Origin of the sequence: Sphingomonas sp. 35-24ZXX, from assembly GCF_000786215.1 — a bacterium.
Classification (GTDB): domain Bacteria; phylum Pseudomonadota; class Alphaproteobacteria; order Sphingomonadales; family Sphingomonadaceae; genus Blastomonas.
The window spans coordinates 189,919-209,472 of record NZ_JROG01000003.1 but is presented as its reverse complement, the minus strand read 5'-3'; the positions used below and the strand labels follow the sequence as shown (position 1 = coordinate 209,472).

Below are 19,554 nucleotides of genomic sequence, written 5' to 3'. Positions count from 1 at the left end.
TTTTTGCGGCAATGCAACGCATTCTCAAAGACACAAAAAGTTGCGCAAATCTGTGCTTTTGGGCACAATTTGACGCAGGCCATCGGGTTAGCGCAGCAGCAACGCGAAGATCACACCAGGGCCAGGAGGGACAGAGGGATTATGTCAGCAATCAAGTCGCACATCATCGGCATCGCAGCGCTTGTGGCAGGCCTCACCGCCCTTCCCGCTCACGCCCAGAACGTCTCCGCCGCGCGGCCCGATACCATCGCAGCCGTCCTGCAGGCGCGCGGCCTGCCAAGCGAGCTCAAGCAGGGCGATGGCAATCCGTATATCCGCAGCGCCTTTGACGACATGCCGTTTCTGGTCGCGCTGATGAACTGCGACGACGACAAGACCAATTGCGCCACGGTGCAGTTCTATTTCGGATTCAACGATCGCAAGGGCTTCAGCCTCGACAAGCTGAACGAATGGAACGCGACCAAGCGCTTCGTGCGGGCCTATCGCGACAACGAGAACGATCCGGTGCTGGTGATGGATGTCGATACTGACAAGGGCGGCGTACCGCAGGCGGTGTTCAACGAGAACCTCAGCGTCTGGCTCGACCAGATGCAGCAGTATCGGCGCTATGTGACCGAGTGAGCCCGGACAATGCCGCGCCAATACGCAGCACAGGGGGTCAGCGCAGCGCGCCGACCAGCAGCTTGTGCAGACGCGAGTGCAGCGCATCGTTGCCGGCGATGACCTGCTGGCGCTCGATCGGCTGGCTGCCACCCCGATAATCGGTGACGAACCCGCCGGCTTCGCGCACCAGCAGAATGCCGGCGGCCACATCCCACGGCTTGAGGCCGCTTTCCCAGAAGCCGTCGAACTTGCCGGCAGCGAGCCATGCCATATCGAGCGAAGCTGCACCAAAGCGGCGGATGCCCGCAACTTCGGGCGCGATCGCGCCGAAGATGCGAGTCCATTCCGCCATGTCGCCATGACCCAGAAAAGGAATGCCGGTGGCGATCAGCGCTTCCGACAGGTTGCGGCGGCCCGAAACGCGCAAGCGGCGGTCGTGCAGCCACGCACCGCGCGACTTTTCGGCCCAGTAGCTTTCATCGGTCACCGGCTGATAGATCAGCGCGGCGCTGATATCGCCCCAGCCCTTGCCATCGAGCGAAGGCTCCTGCACCGCAATCGAGATCGCGAAGTGCGGAATGCCGTGCAGAAAGTTGCTGGTGCCGTCCAGCGGATCGATGACAAAGCGCGGCTTGCCGGGTTCGGCGGGAATGTCGCCGCCTTCTTCGAGCAGGAAACCCCAGCCGGGACGCGCCTTGGAAAGCTCGTCATACAGGATGCGCTCGGCACGCTGATCGGCCTTGGAGACGAAGTCCGCCGGGCCCTTCTTGGAGACCTGGAGATGCTCCACCTCGCCAAAGTCGCGGCGCAGACGGCCTCCGGCCTTGCGCGCGGCGCTTTCCATGACACGGATGATGGCTGAGATGGCGGGCATAACGATAGGGTCCGATCAATCCGCCTTGCGGACATATTCCTTGGCGTAAACATCGACGACGATCCGCGTGCCGCTGCTGATGTGCGGCGGAACCATGACGCGCACGCCATTGTCGAGGATCGCAGGCTTGTAGCTCGACGAGGCGGTCTGGCCCTTCACCACGGCATCGGCCTCGACGATCGTCGCTTCGATCTGGTCCGGCAGCTGCACCGAAATCGGGCGCTCGTCGTACATTTCGAGCGTCACCTGCATGCCGTCCTGCAGGAAGGCAGCCTCGTCACCCAGCAGCTTGGCGGCAATGGTGATCTGGTCGTAGGTTTCCTGGTCCATGAACACATAGTCGTCGCCATCGGCGAACAGGAACTGGAAGTCCTTGGTGTCCAGACGGACCTTCTCCACCGTATCGGCGCTGCGATAGCGGATGTTGGTCTTGCGGCCATCTTCGAGATTTTTCATCTCGACCTGCATGAACGCGCCGCCCTTGCCGGGCTGGGTGTGCTGGATCTTGGCAACCTTCCAGATGCCACCTTCATGTTCCAGAATGTTGCCGGGGCGAATATCGACACCGCTGATCTTCATGCGAGGCTCGTTTCCAATGGATTTCAGGGAATGGTGAGGCCCTCTAGGCGCAAGGCGCGGGCATGGCAAGAGCTTTGGACCCGGCAGTCCGATCGCGGGCATGGCACAGATGGCATCGATCGACCGATTTCGATCGCTGGTCGACGTCCGCGCTGCGTGACGCTTTCTTCCTATATGCCAGAGTCTGAAGATTGTAGGTTAAAAACACCCCAAAAACTGCTATGAGGCAGCCGGGGATTGGATCAGACCGCCATGCCATTGTTCAGCATCAAGACGCCCGCCGCCGGAATTTTCGGCCGCGCCCGTAACGAGATCGCCTCCGCCCATGCGGGCCGCGGCGATGCCATACCCGATGTCGAAGCCTTTGAAGCCGATTTCGTCAGCTATCTTGCCCGGCTGGAAAGCTCAGCCCGCGTCTGCGCCCTGGCCGTCAGCCATGAGCGCAAGGAACTGTCGCACGGCTGACGCGGGGCCCTCCGGGTGGTTCCACACACCGCCCGAAACCGCGATGAAATCGGTCCCCGTCGCAATGATCGAAGCTGCATTCTCGACCGTGATACCGCCGATGGCGACGCAGGGCGGTTCCATCATCGATGACCACCATTCCAGAATCTCCGGATCGGCCTTGAATTTCGCGTCCTTGGTGCTGCTGGGGAAGAACGCGCCAAACGCCACATAATCCGCGCCCATTTCGCCCGCTTCCAACGCGAGATGGCGGCTGTTGTGGCAGGTCACGCCGATCTGCGCATCCTTGCCAAGCTCTTCGCGTGCCTCGCGCGGATCGCCATCACCCTGCCCCAGATGCACGCCGTCTGCGCCCAGGCGCTTGGCCAGCGCTATGCTGTCGTTGACGATGAACGCACAGTCATGCTCGCGGCAGATGTCGAGCAGCGGCGCGGCAAGCCTGGCCGCCTCATGCTGGTCGACATCCTTGACGCGAAACTGGAACGCCGCCACCGGCCCCGCCTCCAGCGCGGCACGCAGCCGATCAGGGAAATCCCCGCCCACTTCGAGCGGGGAGATCAGGTAGAGCTGGCAGCCAAGCATCGGATCAGGCGACCGAAGCGCTATGGATTTCGTCGATCGCGCCGCCCAGCGAGGCGTCGAATTCCTCGTCGCTCATCTGGTGCTTGAGATCGTTGAGCAACGCGCGCGAGAAGCTGGCGATGATCCCGCTGTTCTTGGCGAGCTCGACGCAGGCTTCGGCACGGCTGAAACCGCCCGAAAGCGCCACGACGCGGATGCACGCAGGGTGCGCGACGAGATCGGCAAACAGACCGGCCTTGGCAGGCAGCGACAGCTTGAGCATCACGCGGCGGCCTTCGGGCAGCGCATCGAGCGCTTTCTTCAGTTCAGCGAGCAGGATTTCGTCGCACTGCCCGCGGGTCTCGCTCTTGATGTTCACTTCGGGCTCGATGATCGGGATCAGCCCATGATCGAGGATTTCGCCGGCCACCTCGAACTGCTGCTTCACGATGGCGGCAATGCCGGTTTCCGAAGCCGAGTTGATCACCGAACGCATCTTGGTGCCGAACACGCCAAGCGCCTTGGCGCGACCCAGCAATTCGCCCAGGCCGCCGATCGGCTTCATCAGCTGCACGCCGTCGGCCTCGTCTTCCAGGCCCTTGTCGACCTTCAGGAAGGGGACAACGCCGCGTTCCCACAGCAGCGCGGGCACACTCTTGCCACCGGCTTCGCCGTCCATGGTGCGCTCGAACAGGATCGCGCCAATCACCTTGTCGCCATTGAAGCAGGGCGAGGTCACGATGCGGCTGCGCATGCCGTGGATCAGTGCGAACATTTCCTCGTCATCGGCCCAGGCGCCATCTTCGATACCATAGCCCTTGAGCGCCTTGGGCGTTGAGCCGCCGCTCTGGTCGAGCGCGGCGATAAAGCCCTGCCCGGTTTCGATCTTGGCGAGCATCTGGTCGAATGTTGCGGTGTCGGTCATGGTCGTTCTTCCCTGAAGTTTGCAGGCTTATGGTTATATCGGATCGTGGCGCGGCTCAGACGTGGAGCGCCTTTACGCCGGGCAGCTCCTTGCCTTCCATCCATTCGAGGAAAGCACCGCCCGCGGTTGAAACGAAAGAGAAATCACCGGCAACACCGGCATGGTTGAGCGCCGCCACGGTATCGCCGCCGCCCGCGACCGAGACCAGCGTCCCTTCGCGGGTCAGCGCTGCAGCGGTCCGCGCCAGCGCAACGGTGGCGGTGTCGAACGGCGGATATTCAAATGCGCCAAGCGGACCGTTCCACACGAGGGTACGGCAGGTCTTGAGCACATCGGACAGGGCCTCGACCGCGGATGCACCGACATCCAGGATCATCTCGTCTGCGGCAACCTCGTGCACATTGGCGGTACGGCACGGCACATTGGCGCCGAATTCCTTGGCCACCACGACGTCATACGGCAGGTGCACGGTGCAATTTGCCTTGTCGGCCGCTTCCAGAATGGCGTTGGCGGTATCGGCGAGATCATGTTCGCACAGCGACTTGCCGACATCCACGCCACGCGCCGCGAGGAAAGTATTGGCCATGCCGCCGCCGATGATCAGATGATCGACCTTGCCGACCAGGTGAGTCAGCACGTCGAGCTTGGTCGAAACCTTTGCGCCGCCGACGACCGCCGCCACCGGATGCTCGGGGTTGCCCAGCGCCGCTTCCAGCGCCTTGAGCTCGGCCTCCATGGCGCGACCGGCAAAGGCCGGCAGCAGATGCGCGAGGCCTTCGGTGGTCACATGCGCGCGGTGCGCGGCCGAAAAGGCGTCGTTGACGTAAAAATCGCCCAGCGCCGCCATCTGCTTGGCGAGCACCGGATCGTTCTTTTCCTCGCCCGGGAAGAAACGGCTGTTTTCCAGCACGGTGATGCTGCCGGGTTCGAGCACATCGATGGCGTGCCGGTCAGGCGATGCCAGGAAGCCGACATGTCGGCCCATCACCTCGCCCAGGGCCTCGGCGATCGGACGCAGCGTGAATTCGGGAACGACCTTGCCCTTGGGGCGGCCGAAATGCGCGAGCACCAGAACCTTGGCACCATGATCAGCCAATTCCGCCAGCGTGGGCATCGCGGCCCGCAGCCGGGTATCGTCGGATACCCGGCCTTCGTGGATCGGAACGTTCAGGTCTTCGCGCACCAGGACAGGCTTGCCTGCCACGCCATGACGATCAGCGATCAGATCATCGAGGGTCTTGAACATGCGGGCAGCCTCTCCTGTTGTCTTGTCGTTGATCAGAGCAGGCCGGCCATCACGCCTGCGGTATCGACCATGCGATTGGAGAAGCCCCATTCGTTGTCGTACCAGCTGATCACGCGGACCAGCTTGCCGTCGATCACCGCGGTTTCCAGGCTGTCGATGGTCGAGCTGGCCGGATCGTGGTTGAAGTCGATCGAAACCAGCGGCTCGTCGGTATAAGCGAGAACGCCCTTCAGCGCGCCTTCCGACGCGGCCTTGAGCGCAGCGTTGATCTCTTCGACCGTGGTGTCGCGGCCCGGAGTGAAGGTGAGGTCCACCAGGCTGACATTGGGGGTCGGAACGCGGATCGCCGAACCGTCAAGCTTGCCCTTCAGTTCGGGCAGCACCAGGCCGACCGCGCGGGCAGCACCGGTGGTGGTCGGGATCATCGACATCGCGGCGGCGCGCGCGCGGCGCATGTCGCCGTGGATCTGGTCGAGGATCTTCTGGTCGTTGGTGTAGCTGTGCACCGTGGTCATCAGGCCGCGTTCGATGCCGACGAGATCATTCAGCACCTTGGCCATCGGCGCGAGGCAGTTGGTGGTGCAGCTGGCGTTCGACACGACCAGATCGTCGGCGGTCAGCACGTCATGGTTGACGCCGAACACGATCGTCTTGTCCGCGCCTGTGGCCGGCGCCGAAATCAGCACCCGCTTGGCACCTGCGGTCAGATGCGCGCTGGCCTTGTCCTTGTCGGCGAAGAAGCCGGTGCACTCCAGCGCGATATCGACGCCCATGGCCGCGTGCGGCAGCTTGGCGGGGTCGCGCTCAGCGGTCACCTTGATCGCCTTGCCGTTGACAACCATCGAGTCGCCTTCGGCGACGACGGTGCCGGGGAACGCGCCGTGGACGCTGTCGCGCTTGAACAGCAGCGCATTGGCCTTGGCATCGCCCAGGTCGTTGATCGCGACCAGCTCCAGGTCATGGTCGGTGCGTTCCAGGATCGCACGCGCGACCAGACGGCCGATGCGGCCAAAACCATTGATTGCAACCTTGACTGCCATGGGAATTCTCCTGCTTTCAATCTTATCGGATGAGGGTCAGCCCTGCCCCAGCGCGGTGCGCACGGCGGGCGTGATCTTGTCGGCGGTCAGGCCGAAATGGTCGAACAGGGCGTCGGCCGGTGCCGATGCGCCAAAGCTGTCGATACCGAAGGCCAGGCCGGTGCTGCCGACATAGCGTTCCCAACCGAACGTCACGCCGGCTTCCATCGAAACCTTGAGGACATCGGCGGGCAGCAGATCGGCGCGATAGCTTTCGGGCTGCGCATCGAACAGCGACCAGCACGGCATCGACACGACGTCGGCACCGATTCCGGCGGCCTCCAGAGCGTCGGCCACGGTCAAGGCCAGCGACACTTCCGAACCGGTGCCGATCAGCACCACCTGGCGCTTGTTGCCGGCGGTCTTGATGCGATAGGCGCCGCGGGCGCACTGGTTGCCGTCGGCCTCAGACCGGCGGAACTGCGGCAGATTCTGACGAGTCAGCGCGAGCACCGACGGCGTCGACGAGGCCTGCAGCGCCAGCTCCCAGCATTCTGCGGTTTCGACCGCGTCGCCCGGACGGAAGGTCAGCAGATTGGGCATCATCCGCAGGCTCATGACATGCTCGACCGGCTGATGGGTCGGGCCATCTTCGCCCAGGCCAATGCTGTCATGCGTCATCACATAGATCACCCGCTGGCGCTGGAGCGCGGACAGGCGAATCGCGGCGCGGCAGTAATCTGCGAACACCAGGAAGGTTCCGCCATAAGGGATAACGCCGCCGTGCAGCGCCATGCCGTTCATCGCGGCAGCCATGCCGAATTCGCGGATGCCATAATTGACGTAGCGACCGCCATAGTTGGTGGCGTTGAACACGCCGAGCCCTGCGGTCTTGGTGTTGTTCGATCCCGTCAGGTCGGCAGAGCCGCCCACGGTTTCAGGCAGGCGCGGATTGATCGCTTCCAGCGCCAGTTCGGATGCCTTGCGGGTGGCGACCTTCTGCGGCTCGGCGAGCAGGCTGGCGATATGCTGTGACAGGCCGAAGCCTGCAGGCAGTTCGCCGGCCATGCGGCGGTTGAATTCCGCTGCCTTGCCCGATGCGCTCAGTCGCTCTGCCCATGCAGCGTGCTCGGCGGCACCACGACGGCCGAACACGGCCCAGGCCTCGCGAATATCGTCGGGAATGGTGAAGGGCGAATGCTGCCAGCCCAACGTCGCGCGGGCGGCATCGACTTCGGCGGCGCCCAGCGGCGAGCCATGCGTCGCGGATGTGCCCTGCTTGTTGGGGGCACCCTTGCCGATGATGGTGGCGCAGGCGATCAATGAAGGACGCGGATCGGCCATCGCGGCGTCGAGCGCAGCGCGGATCGATTCGGGATCATGGCCATCGCAATCGACGACATGCCATCCCGCAGCGGCATGACGCGCGCGGACATCCTCGCTGGTCGAAAGGTCGGTCGCACCATCGATGGTGATGCGGTTGTCGTCCCACAGTACATTGAGATGACCCAGCTTGAGATGTCCGGCCAGGCCAACCGCCTCGTGGTTGATGCCTTCCATCAGACAACCGTCGCCGGCGATCACCCAGGTGCGGTGATTGACCAGATCGTCGCCGAATTCGGCATTGAGATGGCGTTCGGCCATCGCCATGCCCACCGCCATCGCGAGGCCCTGGCCCAGCGGACCGGTGGTGCACTCGATTCCCGGCAGCTCGAAATTCTCGGGGTGCCCGGCGCACGGGCTGTGCAGCTGGCGGAAATTGCGGATGTCCTCGATGGTCGGACGCGCATAGCCGGTCAGGTGCAGCAGCGAATAGATCAGCATCGATCCATGGCCTGCCGACAGTACGAAGCGATCGCGATCCGCCCAATGCGGCGCGGAGGCATCGAACTTCAGATATTCGCCAAACAGCACCGTGGCGACATCGGCCATGCCCATCGGCATCCCGGGATGGCCGCTATTGGCCGCCTGCACTGCATCCATCGACAGCGCGCGGACGGCCGTGGCGAGATCTTGAAACTGAACGGACATCGCCCTTTGAAACTCCCAACTGATCCCTGATCAGAGCCGTGACGCCAGCGCGGAAAGTGATTGGACAACCGCAATCTGTGCCGGTCGAGTCGGCTTGCGCGTCACCCTTTGGTGTCCATGGTGCACCGCGTCAAGTTCTGCGGAACGGTGCGCGTGCCAGATCATTGCTTTTGTCGCAATTGCTGATAAGTTCATTCCATGGCAAATGAACGACTTATTCTTGCTATCGGACAAATGGAGCGAGCTTTGACGCGGCTGGAAACAGCACAAGCGAGCCTCCCCGCTGCACCTCCGGCGGCGCAGGCCGGTAATGATGGCGACCTTCAGGCCCGCCACGAACAGCTCAAGATAGCCGCAGCAGAGGCGCTCGCGGGGATCGACTCCCTGCTGGCCAGGGCGGGCTGACCGCGATGCCCGACATGCGTCTTTCCATTGCAGGCCGCATCTACAGCGTCACCTGCCAGCCCGGCGAAGAGCAGCATCTTGCACGGCTGGGCTCGATGCTCGATTCCGCAGCGCGCAAGGCCGGTTCCTCGGGCGGATTGACCGAGACACGCGCCTTGCTGTTTGCCGGGCTCCTGCTGGCCGATGAACTTGCAGAGGCGCAGGATCGCGCGGCAGAGCAGCTCACCACACAGGCAGCCGCCGCAGATCCTCCCAAGGGCCAGGGCGATCTGCTGTCGCATGACAATGACACCGAACTGGCCGCCCGCGCGATCGAACGTCTGGCCCAGCGGATCGAGAATCTGGCTGCAGGGCTTGAGAAGCAGGGGCAACGGCCCTAGATTGGTATCGGGACTGCCTGGTACGAGCTGCAGAGAACATCCCTGAGGCGATACATCTTCCAAGGGAGCTGTCCCTGCCCTGGCTCCGGCCAACGGTACACGGCGCCCACCTGACGTTACTGGCGTCAGAGGATATTCCAGCAAACGGCCAAGGCGGTTCCACCCTTCAGCCTGATGCGCTCAGGCGGCCATCAGCATCCAGACGAGAACGGGCACCCCTTGAACGCCGTGACCAGCCAGAAGCGTGAACTGCGCCGTGCGATGCGGGCTGCGCGCCTGACGCACTGGCAAGCCCTTCCGGCGACACACCGCGCACTGATCTTTGGACGTCCGCCGCGCGCCATTCTCCCGCTCATCGAACCGGCCGAGGTCGTCGGCCTGTATCTCTCCGTACCGGGCGAGGTTCCGACCGAACGCTATGCGATGCACATGCTGGACATCGGCAAGATGATCGCCCTGCCCTGGACCCGTGAGCATGCCGGGCCGATGACCTTTCGGCTGTGGACCGGATCGGCCGAGACTCTGGTCAAGGGACCCTGGGGGCCGCAACCCCATGCCGCGATGCCCGAGATCATTCCTGACGCGCTGTTCATGCCGCTGGTCGCTTTCGATTCCGGCCTCAACCGACTGGGCCAGGGCGGAGGCCATTACGATAGCTGGTGCGCGGCGCATCCCGCCACCCGGCGCATCGGGCTGGGCTGGACGGTCCAGCAGGCCGACGCCGTGCCGATCGACGACCATGACATGCCGCTCGACGCGGTCATTACCGAGCAGCAGGTCTTGCTGCCGATCAACGAAAGAACCTTTCCATGAAGCCGACCATGCGCAAGCCCGTGGGCATTTTTGCCATATTGGCGATCATCACGATCTGGGCGGTTATCGTCGCGAGCTTCTCGAAGGTGATCGGCAACTGGCACATCGCGGTGCAATCGGTGATCTACTGCGTCGCGGGCATTGTCTGGATCGCGCCGATGCGCCCACTGATGATCTGGATGGAGACCGGGCGCTGGCGCGCCTGAGCCAGCTTCACGGCACCGGTCGCGCTGACCGGTCAGGGCGCCTGAGCGGCAATTTATCGGGAAGTTTCCAACACGTGCAGGTGACCATTTTACCGGAGTTAAATCCGGGCCAAATGGCGCGAGTGACGGGGCTCGAACCCGCGACCTCCGGCGTGACAGGCCGGCGCTCTAACCAACTGAGCTACACCCGCATCGTGTTGGAGCGCGGCTGATAGAATTGACCTGCGTGGCTGTCAACAGCTGTTTCAATTTTTCCTGCCGAGCGGTGAAAGTGGCTCTGTAGGCGGGGTTTCGCCATCGCGCGGCTGGCGCGTGAGCGTTCCCGATTCGAACAGGAAACCCGCGATATCCGGCTTTCCAGCGGCCGCAACGACGGTCTGGATGATGATCAGCAGCGGCACTGCCAGCAGCGCGCCGGTGGTCCCCCAGACCCAGGCCCAGTAGCTGAGCGACACGAGAATCAGCAGCGGGTTCATGGTCAGCCTGCGCCCCAGCACCGCCGGCGTGATCAGGTTGGCCTCGACGAGGTGGAATACCACCTGCACGCTGGCGGGAATCAGCGCGGTCCACAGGTCGCCAAAGCTCATCAACCCGCCCAGCGCCAGCAGCACGGCCGCCATGACCGGCCCCAGATAGGGAATGAAATTAAGCAGTGCGACGATCCCGCCCCACATGGCAGGCGATTCCATGCCCAGCATCCACACCACCACGCCCACGGAGATGCCCAGCAGCAGGTTGATGACCGTGATGGTGGTCAGATAGGCCGATGTCGCCGAAACGACGTTCTGGATGACCCTGGCGGTCGCCATGGCCCCTGTGAAGCTGCCCCGGCTGCTGATCGCGTTTTCGCGCAGCTTGGTCCATCCGGCGAGGAAGAAGAAGATCAGCAGGATGACAAAGGCCATCTGTAGCGCCACGCCGGGCGCAGCGGTCGCAAACAGGTCGACCAAAGATTCGGGCGAACTGGTCGCGGCGGCCTGCGCCTTGACCATCGATCCGGACACCAGCCGGGTGGTGTCGTCAACGAATCGCTGCAGATCGGAATACAGATCGATGAGCGGCGCCAGATTCTCCATGATCTTGGGGATTCGGTCGGGCAGCAGCAGGAACCAGTCGGTCGCCGGGACCACGATCACCGCCAGCGCGCCATTGGCGATGGTCAGGAACAGGACGAGGCACAGAAAGGCCGCCGCCATCGATGGCAGCCCGCGCCGCTCCATCCACTCGAGCGCCGGCACCAGGGCAATCGACAGCACGATGGCGACCGCCAGCGGCAGAAAGAACTCTGCCCCCGCGCGCATCGCGAAGGGAAAGGCCAGGAACAGCGCCACGCCCGCGATCAACGCCAGCGCTGCGAGCAGGCGATCGCGCCTCAATTCATCGGTAACCGTGCGATCTGAAGGGGGTAAAGACATGCAGAAATCAGGCCCTTGGCCCGCAAATTCGGGCTGCTTAGGCTATATCTGCACGCTTTGCCGCCCACAATCCAGCGGCATCGATTCGCGGGCGCGAATCCCGTTTTGGTGATGCGCGTTAACCATATGTTCGGGCCTGCTGCGTACCGATCAGGCAGCCGGACAAAGCCGGCGGGGGCAAATCGGGGTAAGAAATGCTGCTGCGCACCGCTATCGCGCTATCCGCCACGCTGACATCCGTCGCGGCGATGGCATCGGACGACGTCCGGACCAAATCTTCCATTTTTGTCGAGCGCATCGATCCGCAAGGGTCGGGCGCGCGCCGGGTGCGGCTGGAGCCTGCCCGCCAGGTCAGCTCGGGCGAACGCCTGATCTATGTCGTGGAATATCGCAACACCGGCAAGCGCCCGGTGCAGGGCTTCACCGTGACCAACCCCCTGCCCCGCACCGTCCGACTCGACGAGACGGTCGATGGCAGCGAACTGGTCTCGATCGATGGCGGCCGGAGCTGGGGTCCGCTCGCCTCACTGAGGGTGCCGATGGGCACCAACAGCTGGCGTCCCGCCAATCCCGAGGACGTCACGCATCTGCGCTGGCGGGTCGGCGACCGGCTGATGCAAGGCGAGACGCGCCGGGTCACCTTCCGGGCGATCGTCAGGTAGCCCCAAAGGCGCTATGCCCCTCTCCCCCTCCCGCCTACGGGAGAGGAGATACTCAATCCGCAAAGATATAGATCGGCATTTCGATCCGGCGCTTGAGTGCCTGGACAAAGCTGGCCGCATCATAGCCGTCGACGACGCGGTGATCGCACGAGATCGACAGGTTCATCATCTTGCGGATGACAATCGCGCCATCGACCACCATCGGGCGCTCGACGATCTTGTTGGGGCCGATGATCGCAACCTCGGGCCGATTGATGACCGGCGTGGTCGCAATGCCGCCGAGCGGACCCAGCGAGGTCAGTGTCAGCGTCGAGCCGGAAAGCTCCTCGCTCTTCGCCTTGCCGCTGCGCGCCGCATCGGCCAGCCGGGCGATTTCGCTCGCCATGTCCCAGACGCTCAAGGACTCCGCTCCGCGCAGCACCGGCACCATCAGGCCCGCATCGGTCTGCGTTGCGATGCCCAGGTGCACGGCACCGAAGCGGGTGACGACATTGGCCTCGTCATCATAGCGCGCATTGAGCATCGGATAGTCGCGCAAGGTCTTGCAGATCGCTGCGATCAGGATCGGCAGTGCGGTCAGCTTGGGCCGGTCACCGCGCCCCGCGTTCATCTCGGTGCGCATATCCTCCATCTTCGTCACGTCGATTTCCTCGACATAGGTGAAGTGCGGGATGTGGCGCTTGGATTCGGCCATGTTCTGCGCGATGCGCTTGCGCATGCCGATGACTCGGATGTCCTCGTCCGCCGCACGGCCAGGTCCTGCGCGCGTACCGCCGTAATTCAGATAGGCGTCGAGATCGGCATGCCGGATGCGCGCGCCTTCGGCCGGACGCACCTTGGCAAGGTCGATGCCCAGATCGCGCGCGCGCTGGCGCACCACGGGCGATGCGAGCACTTTGGCAGCATCAGCCTCGACCACCGCTGGAGCGGGAGCAGCCTTGGGCGCTACCTGAGCAGGCGCAGGCGCAGCTGCTGGCACGGCGACTTCCACGGGGGGTGCCTTGGGCGTTTCCGCCTCAATCACTTCGGGCTCGGGAGCGGCGGCGGTTGCAGGCGCATCGCTGGCACCGCTGCCTTCGCCTTCGCCTTCGGTTTCGATCTCGACCAGCATCGATCCGATCGCGATCACATCGCCTTCAGCGCCGGCGATCTTGCGGATCACGCCCGACACCGGCGATTCCATCTCGACCGTTGCCTTGTCGGTCATCATGTCGGCAATACGGCCATCTTCCTCGATCCGGTCACCGACCTTGACGTGCCAGGCCACGATTTCCGCTTCGGCAATGCCCTCGCCGATATCGGGCAGATTGAAGGTAAAAGTTGCCATGGCGGGTCAGTCCTTCATGATCTTGGCAATGGCGCGTCCGATGCGGATCGGGCCAGGGAAATACGCCCATTCCAGGCTGTGCGGATAGGGCGTGTCGAAGCCGGTGACGCGCTCGACCGGGGCTTCGAGATGATAGAAGCAGCGCTCCTGCACCAGGGCCGACAGCTCCGCGCCAAAGCCGCTGGTGCGGGTCGCTTCATGGACGATCAGGCAGCGCCCGGTCTTCTTGACCGACGCCTCGATCGTCTCGATGTCGAGCGGCAGCAAGGTACGCAGGTCGATCACCTCGGCATCGATACCGTTGGCTTCGACCACTGCCTGCGCGACATGCACCATGGTGCCATAGGCCAGGATGGTGAGCGCCTCTCCGGCACGGACGATATTCGCCTTGCCCAGCGGGATGCGATAATGGCCGGTCGGCACATTGGATGCCGCATGCTTCGACCAGGGCTCGACGGGACGGTCGTAATAGCCGCTGAACGGGCCATTATAGATGCGCTTGGGCTCGAAGAAGATGACCGGGTCATTGTCCTCGATCGCCGAGATCAGCAGGCCCTTGGCGTCATACGGTGTCGAGGGGATCACCGTCTTGAGTCCTGCGACATGCGTGAACAGGCTTTCAGGGCTCTGGCTGTGCGTCTGGCCGCCGAAGATGCCGCCGCCAAAAGGCGAGCGCACGGTGATCGGTGCGATGAATTCGCCCGCCGAGCGGTAGCGCAGCCGCGCTGCCTCCGAAATCAGCTGATCGATTCCCGGATAGATATAGTCGGCAAACTGGATTTCGGGCACCGGACGCAGCCCATAGGCCCCCATGCCCACCGCGACACCGACGATGCCGCATTCGCTGATCGGCGTATCGAACACGCGCGTCTTGCCGTATTTCTTCTGCAAGCCAGCCGTGCAGCGGAAGACGCCGCCGAAATAGCCGACATCCTCGCCCATCACGACGACATCGGGGTCGCGCTCCATCATGACGTCCATGGCGCTGTTGATCGCCTCGATCATGTTCATCGTCTTGGTGGCGGTGTCGTCCGCTGCGTCGTCCGCGGCGGGTTGCGCAATCACTTCGGCCATTTCGCGGCCCTTTCTTCCAGCGCCTGCGCCATCTGCTCCTGCAGATGCCAGGGCAGTTCCTCGAACACGTCCTCGAACATCGTCTCGAACGGCTGGTGCATGCCGTGGCCGAGGACGCCGTTCTTTTCGGCCTCCTTGGTTGCGGCCTTCACCATTTCCGCCAGTTCCAGGTCCATTGCGGCGTGCCGCTCCTCGTCCCAGATGCCGCGCGCGATGACATGGCTCTTGAGGCGATGGATCGGATCACCCAGCGGCCATTCGCTGCTTTCCTGCGCGCTGCGATAAGCGGAAGGATCGTCGGAGGTGCTGTGCCCTTCAGCGCGATAGGTGAAATGCTCGATCAGCGTCGGCCCCTTGTTGGCGCGCGCGCGCTCGGCCGCCCATTGCGTCGCGGCGTAGACCGCGAGCGCATCATTGCCGTCGACGCGAATCCCGGCAATGCCATAGCCGATCGCACGCGCCGCAAAGGTGGTGCGCTCGGCCCCGGCAAAGCCCGAGAAGCTCGAGATCGCCCACTGGTTGTTGACGACGTTGAGGATCGTCGGCGCGTTGTAGACCGAGGCAAAGGTCATGGCGCTGTGGAAGTCGCCTTCGGCTGTCGAGCCTTCGCCGCACCAGCAGCTGGCAATGCGGGTATCGCCCTTGATCGCGCTCGCCATCGCCCAGCCCACGGCCTGCGGGTATTGCGTCGCGAGATTGCCCGAGATGGTGAAAAAGCCGAGCTCCGGCACCGAGTACATGATCGGCAGCTGACGACCCTTCAGCTTGTCGCCGCGGTTCGAATAGATCTGGTTGACCATCTCGGTCAGCGGATAGCCGCGCCACATCAGGATGCCCTGCTGGCGATAGCTGGGGAAGACCATGTCGTCGCCCTGCATCGCGGCGGCAGCGGCGACCGAGGTCGCCTCCTCGCCGGTGCACTTCATGTAGAAGCTGGTCTTGCCCTGACGTTGCGCGCGGTACAACCGCTCGTCGAACGCGCGGGTGAGCGCCATGGTGCGCAGGATCTTGAGCAGCGTTTCGTCGGAAAGGCGCGGATCCCACGGGCCGACGGCCTGATGATCGTCGTCTAGAACGCGAACCAGGCCGAAAGCGAGTTCGCGCATGTCATGCGGTGACACCGCTTCATCCGGACGCGCCAGGCTGCCGGCGGCAGGGACGATGACATCACTGAAATCAACCGGATCGCCGGGCCGCGAGCGCGGCTCTGGAACGTGCAGCGCAAGCGGCTGCAGGTTCGATCGTGCAGGACCATCGGCCATCAAAAATCCTCTCGGTCAGGCGTGCAAAACCGCCGGGTGAGGCTCTTCATGGCCTTTCGACTAATTGCACTGTCGAGACATATTATTTCAAGATTCGTGATAGGTCAATAGTGCTGCCCTTCACACCGCGACGGGGGCGGAAATGTGGGCTTGCGGGGCATAATCGCGCACCTCGAAATCCTCGATCGCATAATCGAAAATGCTGTCCGGGCGGCGCAGGATATGCAGCTTGGGCGAACCCGAGGGCGTGCGGGCCAGCTGCGTTTCGACAAGCTCGGCGTGGTTCAAATAAAGGTGTACGTCCCCGCCATTCCAGATCAGCTCGCCCGGCTCCAGATCGCATTGCTGCGCCAGCATCCGGATGATCAGCGCGGCCGAAAAGATGTTGAACGGTACGCCCAGCGCGAGGTCGCACGAGCGCTGATAGAGCAGCCCGGTCAGCTTTCGGTCGGCGACGAAGAACTGATAGGTCTTGTGACACGGCGGCAGCGCCATCCGGTCCAGTTCGGCGACGTTCCAGCCCTCGAAGATATGCCGCCGCGAGCCGGGATTGTTCCGCAGGCTGTCGACCAGTTCGGCAATCTGGTTGATCCCCTTGTCCCGCTGGCGAAAAAGGCCCTCGCCCACCGGCTCGTAAACGGGCCAGTCGACCCATTGCTTGCCGTAGACCGGGCCCAGATCACCCCAGCGCGCCGCGAAATCGGCATCCGCGACGATTCGCGCCTCGAACGCATCCCGGTCGATGGCATCGCCGGTGGCACGGCGATAGCTTTCGAGCGGCCAATCGGTCCAGATATGCACGCCCTGCGCCACCAGCGCGCGGATGTTGGTATCGCCGGTGAGGAACCACAGCATCTCTCGCGCTGCGGCCTTCCAGTAGACTCGCTTGGTGGTGAGCAAGGGAATCGCGTTGCCACCCAGATCGAAGCGCATGTTCGCCCCGAACAGCGAGCGTGTGCCCACGCCGGTGCGGTCCGAGCGTTCGTGCCCATGGGTCCAGATCCGACGCATCAGATCGAGATACTGCGCTTCGAAGTGATCGTGTGCGGCCGCCTGTGGCGCGCGACTCTGCAATGCCGGGTCCATGTGCTGCTGCCTAGCATGGCGACAGAAGGCCTGCCACAGCGGGCCCGCAACAAAAGGTCAAAAGGCCGCTTGCATGGTGCCGACACCGTGGCTATAGGCACGCCCCTGCCTCCCAGGCGCCGCAAGGCACCATGAAGTCTGGGTCGGGGAGTAGCTCAGCCTGGTAGAGCACTGTCTTCGGGAGGCAGGGGCCGGAGGTTCGAATCCTCTCTCCCCGACCATTTAACTTTCAGCACCATCATCAAGGCGCGCACCACATCCGGTGGCGCGTCAATCATGCGCGCAGCAATCTGCTCCGTTTCGGACAGGTCTGTATTTGCAGGCTCGATGACAATATTTGCAGATGCCCCTGTTCAACAGGAGCGTGTGCCCATGTCCAGTCCAAGCCCCCAGCATAAAGCATGGCGATTCCAGGCCGATACTGTCGCTGACATGAAGTTCGAGACTTATCGTCAGGAACTCATTCATGAAACCACGGCGATCCAGCGGTTTCTCGACGATACCCGCGGCGAGTTCTTTGTCATTTCGGCCCCCCGCGGTTTCGGCAAGACCCTGCTGTTGCTGGCCAAATGTGCCGAAGTGCTGGAACGCACCGGCACGATCCTGCGCGGCGCGGGCGGCCAGCTGATCGACAAGCCCAGCGACCAGTTTCCCAACTGGTCGGAAGACAGGGTCGATGCGCTCAACGACGACCCCGACTATTGGCGGACACTGTGGCGGATCGCCATCCAGTCGGCCTGCGTCAAGCACCATGCCATGGCGTCGGGTACGCCGCTCAAACGCGGCGAGATCGGCTGCGACAAGCTGCTCGACGATGCGCTGTGCAACCCCAATGTGTATATGTCGACCTGCGAATTCTTCGTTTTCATGATGAACCGGCCGCCCCGCGAACAGATGCGGATCACCCAGAATACCGGGGCCCTGAGCGCCTATTTCAACGCCATCAACCGCCCGATCAATCTGTTCATCGACAATGTCGAAGAATATTTCCAGCCGCTGCTCAAGGACTATCACGGCGACATCGACCCTGACGACCAAAACAGCTTCGGCACCTCGTTCTACAGCATCGGCAGCAACCGCCTGTGGGCGATGGCGCAATGCACCCTGGTCAGCGCGGCGCTGGAGCTCAACGACGCCAGCCGCCATGTGAAGGTATACTGCACGATCCGGCACGAAGCCTTTCTGGAGATGGGCAAATTCGACAATCGCCTGCAGAAGATTCACGGTCTGACGCTGCAGATCATCTACAACTACCAGGACTATAAACGGATCTTCGAGAAGAATATCGAACTGATGCCCGCAGCCGAGCTGGTCGAACCCAGGGCCAAGGACCCGATGGCCCGGTTCGTCGGATCGAAGAACTGCCAGATGAAGCACCGGGTGATGCGATCGCCCCAGGCGACGTTCGACTTCATCCTGCGCCACACGGTGTACCGGCCCCGCGATCTGATGCTGATCGGTCAGGCGATCGCCAACATCAGGCCGGAAGAGCGCAACGACCTGGAGCTGCACAACGCCATCGCCGGCGCGACCGAGACCGTGGTGAACGCGCTGCTCAGCGAGATGCGGCCCTTCTTCCCGATTCCGGACATGGACACGCTGGCACGGATGATCCCCAGGAATGCGCTGACCGCGCAGGACATCGACGATATCAACGCCGACTATCTTGCCAGCCGGAAGATCGAACGAAAGGCCGGTCTGCTCGATCACGCGCCGATGTCGGTGCTGTTCAGGATCGGGCTGCTCGGCGTCATCAAGCGCCGTCTGCGCGAGTTCCTGCCGCACCAGCACTTCCGCAAGCCCTTTCAGGTCACATTCGAGGATGGCGCGGATATTCCGCCCACCGAAGAGTTCTTCCTGATCCATCCCAGCCTGGATCAGTTCATCCTCGACCGCTCGGGCAGCCGCTACGATCGCAATTTCGAGGCCCGCAACATGATCGGCGACGATCTGCCATGGGCGGAGCCCCTCAAGTCTTTTTTCGTCCTCAAGGGTGATGTCTGCAAATTCAGCGAAATCATGGATTCGGACAACTACCCCCTGCTGATCGGAAGACTGGAGCACTGGGCCCAGACGGTGGCGACTCACATCTATTTCTATGAACTCTCCGGCGGTGATTCGATTCTGCTGGTCGACAAGAACCCCTTCCGGCTGATCGACATGGCGATGCAGTTCATTTCGAGCGCAAATGAATTCGTCGACAAAAGCATTTCGATCCGTTTCGGCGGTTCTGCCGGGCCGATCCTGTTCCACACTGCCAACCGCAGGCGCGAGAATGAAAACTACCTGATCGATATCCCGATGGGGCTGCCGCTGCGCTACGCGGCGCGGATCGAGCCGCTGGCCGAACCGGACACGATCCTGATCGACGACGCCTTCCGCACGCGCATGCTGGAAATCGCCAACGGCGATCATCCGGGCAGCGACTATGTCTTCACCGCTGTCGCAGCCGAAGCGGTCGGGCTGGAGGCGGATGCCGCTGGCAAGGCGCTGGTCCGCAAGGGCCCTTCCGACCCCGCCCATGTGACCAGCCTCTGGCAGGTGTCGCTCCGCCAGACCGAGGGCGAAGACCCGCAGAGCCAGCCCGAAGCGCTCTGAGCGTCACGCCCTTTAAAGACAAA

General features: G+C 63.1%; 20 protein-coding genes, 2 tRNA genes and 1 other RNA gene. 10 read left to right on the top strand and 13 right to left on the bottom strand.

Going from position 1 to position 19,554, the window contains the following annotated elements; genetic code table 11:
* The first annotated feature begins 141 nt into the window (after positions 1 to 141).
* Positions 142 to 621, top strand: coding sequence for a YbjN domain-containing protein (locus tag LI72_RS03690; RefSeq protein WP_033924530.1), 480 nt, complete (start codon positions 142 to 144; stop codon positions 619 to 621).
* A 37-nt stretch (positions 622 to 658) separates the two neighbouring features.
* On the opposite strand, the gene LI72_RS03685 is transcribed toward LI72_RS03690, so the two are convergent.
* Both LI72_RS03685 and efp read right to left on the bottom strand, forming a co-directional pair.
* On the bottom strand, positions 659 to 1,477 hold the full coding sequence (locus LI72_RS03685) for an inositol monophosphatase family protein (protein ID WP_033924529.1): 819 nt from the start codon (positions 1,475 to 1,477) through the stop codon (positions 659 to 661).
* A 15-nt stretch (positions 1,478 to 1,492) separates the two neighbouring features.
* The gene (efp, locus tag LI72_RS03680) at positions 1,493 to 2,056 is read right to left on the bottom strand and encodes an elongation factor P (RefSeq protein ID WP_033924528.1); all 564 of its coding nucleotides are present in this window, start codon (positions 2,054 to 2,056) and stop codon (positions 1,493 to 1,495) included.
* A 252-nt stretch (positions 2,057 to 2,308) separates the two neighbouring features.
* Between efp and LI72_RS03675 the strand changes: the two genes are divergently transcribed.
* A complete protein-coding gene (locus tag LI72_RS03675; RefSeq protein WP_033924527.1) occupies positions 2,309 to 2,521 on the top strand; it encodes a hypothetical protein in 213 nt (70 codons plus the stop codon).
* On the opposite strand, the gene thiE is transcribed toward LI72_RS03675, so the two are convergent.
* The 5 genes from thiE to tkt are packed head-to-tail and all read right to left on the bottom strand — an operon-like array spanning position 2,462 to position 8,303.
* The gene (gene thiE / locus LI72_RS03670) at positions 2,462 to 3,103 is read right to left on the bottom strand and encodes a thiamine phosphate synthase (protein ID WP_033924526.1); all 642 of its coding nucleotides are present in this window, start codon (positions 3,101 to 3,103) and stop codon (positions 2,462 to 2,464) included. The genes LI72_RS03675 and thiE overlap by 60 nt on opposite strands.
* Before the next feature lie 4 nt (positions 3,104 to 3,107).
* A complete protein-coding gene (locus LI72_RS03665) occupies positions 3,108 to 4,007 on the bottom strand; it encodes a fructose bisphosphate aldolase (protein ID WP_033924525.1) in 900 nt (299 codons plus the stop codon).
* A 55-nt stretch (positions 4,008 to 4,062) separates the two neighbouring features.
* Entirely contained in the window at positions 4,063 to 5,253 is a 1,191-nt protein-coding gene (locus tag LI72_RS03660) for a phosphoglycerate kinase (protein ID WP_033924524.1), read from the bottom strand.
* 32 nt (positions 5,254 to 5,285) lie between these two features.
* Positions 5,286 to 6,293, bottom strand: coding sequence for a type I glyceraldehyde-3-phosphate dehydrogenase (gene gap / locus LI72_RS03655; protein ID WP_033924523.1), 1,008 nt, complete (start codon positions 6,291 to 6,293; stop codon positions 5,286 to 5,288).
* A 36-nt stretch (positions 6,294 to 6,329) separates the two neighbouring features.
* Positions 6,330 to 8,303, bottom strand: a complete 1,974-nt coding sequence (gene tkt, locus LI72_RS03650; RefSeq protein WP_033924522.1) for a transketolase — start codon at positions 8,301 to 8,303, stop codon at positions 6,330 to 6,332.
* 198 nt (positions 8,304 to 8,501) lie between these two features.
* Between tkt and LI72_RS03645 the strand changes: the two genes are divergently transcribed.
* The 5 genes from LI72_RS03645 to LI72_RS03630 all read left to right on the top strand — a co-directional run bounded on the left by LI72_RS03645 (position 8,502) and on the right by LI72_RS03630 (position 10,107).
* Positions 8,502 to 8,708, top strand: a complete 207-nt coding sequence (locus LI72_RS03645; protein WP_033924521.1) for a hypothetical protein — start codon at positions 8,502 to 8,504, stop codon at positions 8,706 to 8,708.
* 14 nt (positions 8,709 to 8,722) lie between these two features.
* Positions 8,723 to 9,088, top strand: coding sequence for a cell division protein ZapA (zapA, locus tag LI72_RS03640; protein ID WP_231562352.1), 366 nt, complete (start codon positions 8,723 to 8,725; stop codon positions 9,086 to 9,088).
* A 7-nt stretch (positions 9,089 to 9,095) separates the two neighbouring features.
* Positions 9,096 to 9,252, top strand: a non-coding RNA gene (gene ssrS / locus LI72_RS19490) — 6S RNA.
* A 64-nt stretch (positions 9,253 to 9,316) separates the two neighbouring features.
* Positions 9,317 to 9,901 (top strand): 5-formyltetrahydrofolate cyclo-ligase, encoded by a 585-nt coding sequence (locus LI72_RS03635; protein WP_052129483.1) that lies wholly within the window; start codon positions 9,317 to 9,319, stop codon positions 9,899 to 9,901.
* Complete coding sequence (locus tag LI72_RS03630) at positions 9,898 to 10,107, top strand: DUF2842 domain-containing protein (protein ID WP_033924518.1); 210 nt, start codon at positions 9,898 to 9,900, stop codon at positions 10,105 to 10,107. The genes LI72_RS03635 and LI72_RS03630 overlap by 4 nt, the downstream gene beginning before the upstream one ends.
* A 114-nt stretch (positions 10,108 to 10,221) precedes the next feature.
* On the opposite strand, the gene LI72_RS03625 is transcribed toward LI72_RS03630, so the two are convergent.
* Positions 10,222 to 10,298 (bottom strand) — tRNA-Asp (locus LI72_RS03625).
* A gap of 54 nt (positions 10,299 to 10,352) precedes the next feature.
* Entirely contained in the window at positions 10,353 to 11,522 is a 1,170-nt protein-coding gene (locus LI72_RS03620; RefSeq protein WP_033924517.1) for an AI-2E family transporter, read from the bottom strand.
* A 194-nt stretch (positions 11,523 to 11,716) separates the two neighbouring features.
* On the opposite strand from LI72_RS03620, the gene LI72_RS03615 reads away from it, so the two are divergent.
* Positions 11,717 to 12,184, top strand: coding sequence for a DUF11 domain-containing protein (locus LI72_RS03615; protein ID WP_052129482.1), 468 nt, complete (start codon positions 11,717 to 11,719; stop codon positions 12,182 to 12,184).
* A gap of 52 nt (positions 12,185 to 12,236) precedes the next feature.
* Here the strand turns inward: LI72_RS03615 and LI72_RS03610 are convergent, their stop codons facing one another.
* The 4 genes from LI72_RS03610 to LI72_RS03595 form a co-directional block, all read right to left on the bottom strand.
* Entirely contained in the window at positions 12,237 to 13,511 is a 1,275-nt protein-coding gene (locus LI72_RS03610) for a dihydrolipoamide acetyltransferase family protein (RefSeq protein WP_033924516.1), read from the bottom strand.
* A gap of 6 nt (positions 13,512 to 13,517) precedes the next feature.
* Complete coding sequence (locus LI72_RS03605; protein ID WP_033925252.1) at positions 13,518 to 14,522, bottom strand: alpha-ketoacid dehydrogenase subunit beta; 1,005 nt, start codon at positions 14,520 to 14,522, stop codon at positions 13,518 to 13,520.
* 50 nt (positions 14,523 to 14,572) lie between these two features.
* Positions 14,573 to 15,847 (bottom strand): 3-methyl-2-oxobutanoate dehydrogenase (2-methylpropanoyl-transferring) subunit alpha, encoded by a 1,275-nt coding sequence (locus LI72_RS03600; protein ID WP_033924515.1) that lies wholly within the window; start codon positions 15,845 to 15,847, stop codon positions 14,573 to 14,575.
* 120 nt (positions 15,848 to 15,967) lie between these two features.
* Positions 15,968 to 16,933 carry a thymidylate synthase gene (locus LI72_RS03595; protein ID WP_033924514.1) on the bottom strand — a complete coding sequence of 322 codons (966 nt, stop codon included), beginning with the start codon at positions 16,931 to 16,933 and terminating at the stop codon, positions 15,968 to 15,970.
* A 144-nt stretch (positions 16,934 to 17,077) separates the two neighbouring features.
* Here LI72_RS03595 and LI72_RS03590 point away from each other — a divergent pair.
* Together LI72_RS03590 and LI72_RS03585 are read left to right on the top strand one after the other, a co-directional pair.
* Positions 17,078 to 17,154 (top strand) — tRNA-Pro (locus LI72_RS03590).
* 211 nt (positions 17,155 to 17,365) lie between these two features.
* Positions 17,366 to 19,531: a hypothetical protein gene (locus LI72_RS03585; protein ID WP_033924513.1), complete on the top strand. Its 2,166-nt coding sequence runs from the start codon at positions 17,366 to 17,368 to the stop codon at positions 19,529 to 19,531.
* Positions 19,532 to 19,554 lie beyond the last annotated feature (23 nt).

Bases quoted from the DNA above. Each gene is read 5' to 3' on its own strand.
- LI72_RS03595 (WP_033924514.1), bottom strand. From the start codon at position 16,933: ATGGACCCGGCATTGCAGAGTCGCGCGCCACAGGCGGCCGCACACGAT.
- efp (WP_033924528.1), bottom strand. From the start codon at position 2,056: ATGAAGATCAGCGGTGTCGATATTCGCCCCGGCAACATTCTGGAACAT.
- LI72_RS03610 (WP_033924516.1), bottom strand. From the start codon at position 13,511: ATGGCAACTTTTACCTTCAATCTGCCCGATATCGGCGAGGGCATTGCC.
- thiE (WP_033924526.1), bottom strand. From the start codon at position 3,103: ATGCTTGGCTGCCAGCTCTACCTGATCTCCCCGCTCGAAGTGGGCGGG.
- LI72_RS03685 (WP_033924529.1), bottom strand. From the start codon at position 1,477: ATGCCCGCCATCTCAGCCATCATCCGTGTCATGGAAAGCGCCGCGCGC.
- LI72_RS03645 (WP_033924521.1), top strand. From the start codon at position 8,502: ATGGCAAATGAACGACTTATTCTTGCTATCGGACAAATGGAGCGAGCT.
- LI72_RS03665 (WP_033924525.1), bottom strand. From the start codon at position 4,007: ATGACCGACACCGCAACATTCGACCAGATGCTCGCCAAGATCGAAACC.
- LI72_RS03605 (WP_033925252.1), bottom strand. From the start codon at position 14,522: ATGAACATGATCGAGGCGATCAACAGCGCCATGGACGTCATGATGGAG.
- LI72_RS03615 (WP_052129482.1), top strand. From the start codon at position 11,717: ATGCTGCTGCGCACCGCTATCGCGCTATCCGCCACGCTGACATCCGTC.
- LI72_RS03675 (WP_033924527.1), top strand. From the start codon at position 2,309: ATGCCATTGTTCAGCATCAAGACGCCCGCCGCCGGAATTTTCGGCCGC.
- LI72_RS03600 (WP_033924515.1), bottom strand. From the start codon at position 15,847: ATGGCCGATGGTCCTGCACGATCGAACCTGCAGCCGCTTGCGCTGCAC.
- tkt (WP_033924522.1), bottom strand. From the start codon at position 8,303: ATGTCCGTTCAGTTTCAAGATCTCGCCACGGCCGTCCGCGCGCTGTCG.
- LI72_RS03585 (WP_033924513.1), top strand. From the start codon at position 17,366: ATGAAGTTCGAGACTTATCGTCAGGAACTCATTCATGAAACCACGGCG.
- LI72_RS03690 (WP_033924530.1), top strand. From the start codon at position 142: ATGTCAGCAATCAAGTCGCACATCATCGGCATCGCAGCGCTTGTGGCA.
- LI72_RS03660 (WP_033924524.1), bottom strand. From the start codon at position 5,253: ATGTTCAAGACCCTCGATGATCTGATCGCTGATCGTCATGGCGTGGCA.
- zapA (WP_231562352.1), top strand. From the start codon at position 8,723: ATGCGTCTTTCCATTGCAGGCCGCATCTACAGCGTCACCTGCCAGCCC.
- LI72_RS03630 (WP_033924518.1), top strand. From the start codon at position 9,898: ATGAAGCCGACCATGCGCAAGCCCGTGGGCATTTTTGCCATATTGGCG.
- LI72_RS03620 (WP_033924517.1), bottom strand. From the start codon at position 11,522: ATGTCTTTACCCCCTTCAGATCGCACGGTTACCGATGAATTGAGGCGC.
- gap (WP_033924523.1), bottom strand. From the start codon at position 6,293: ATGGCAGTCAAGGTTGCAATCAATGGTTTTGGCCGCATCGGCCGTCTG.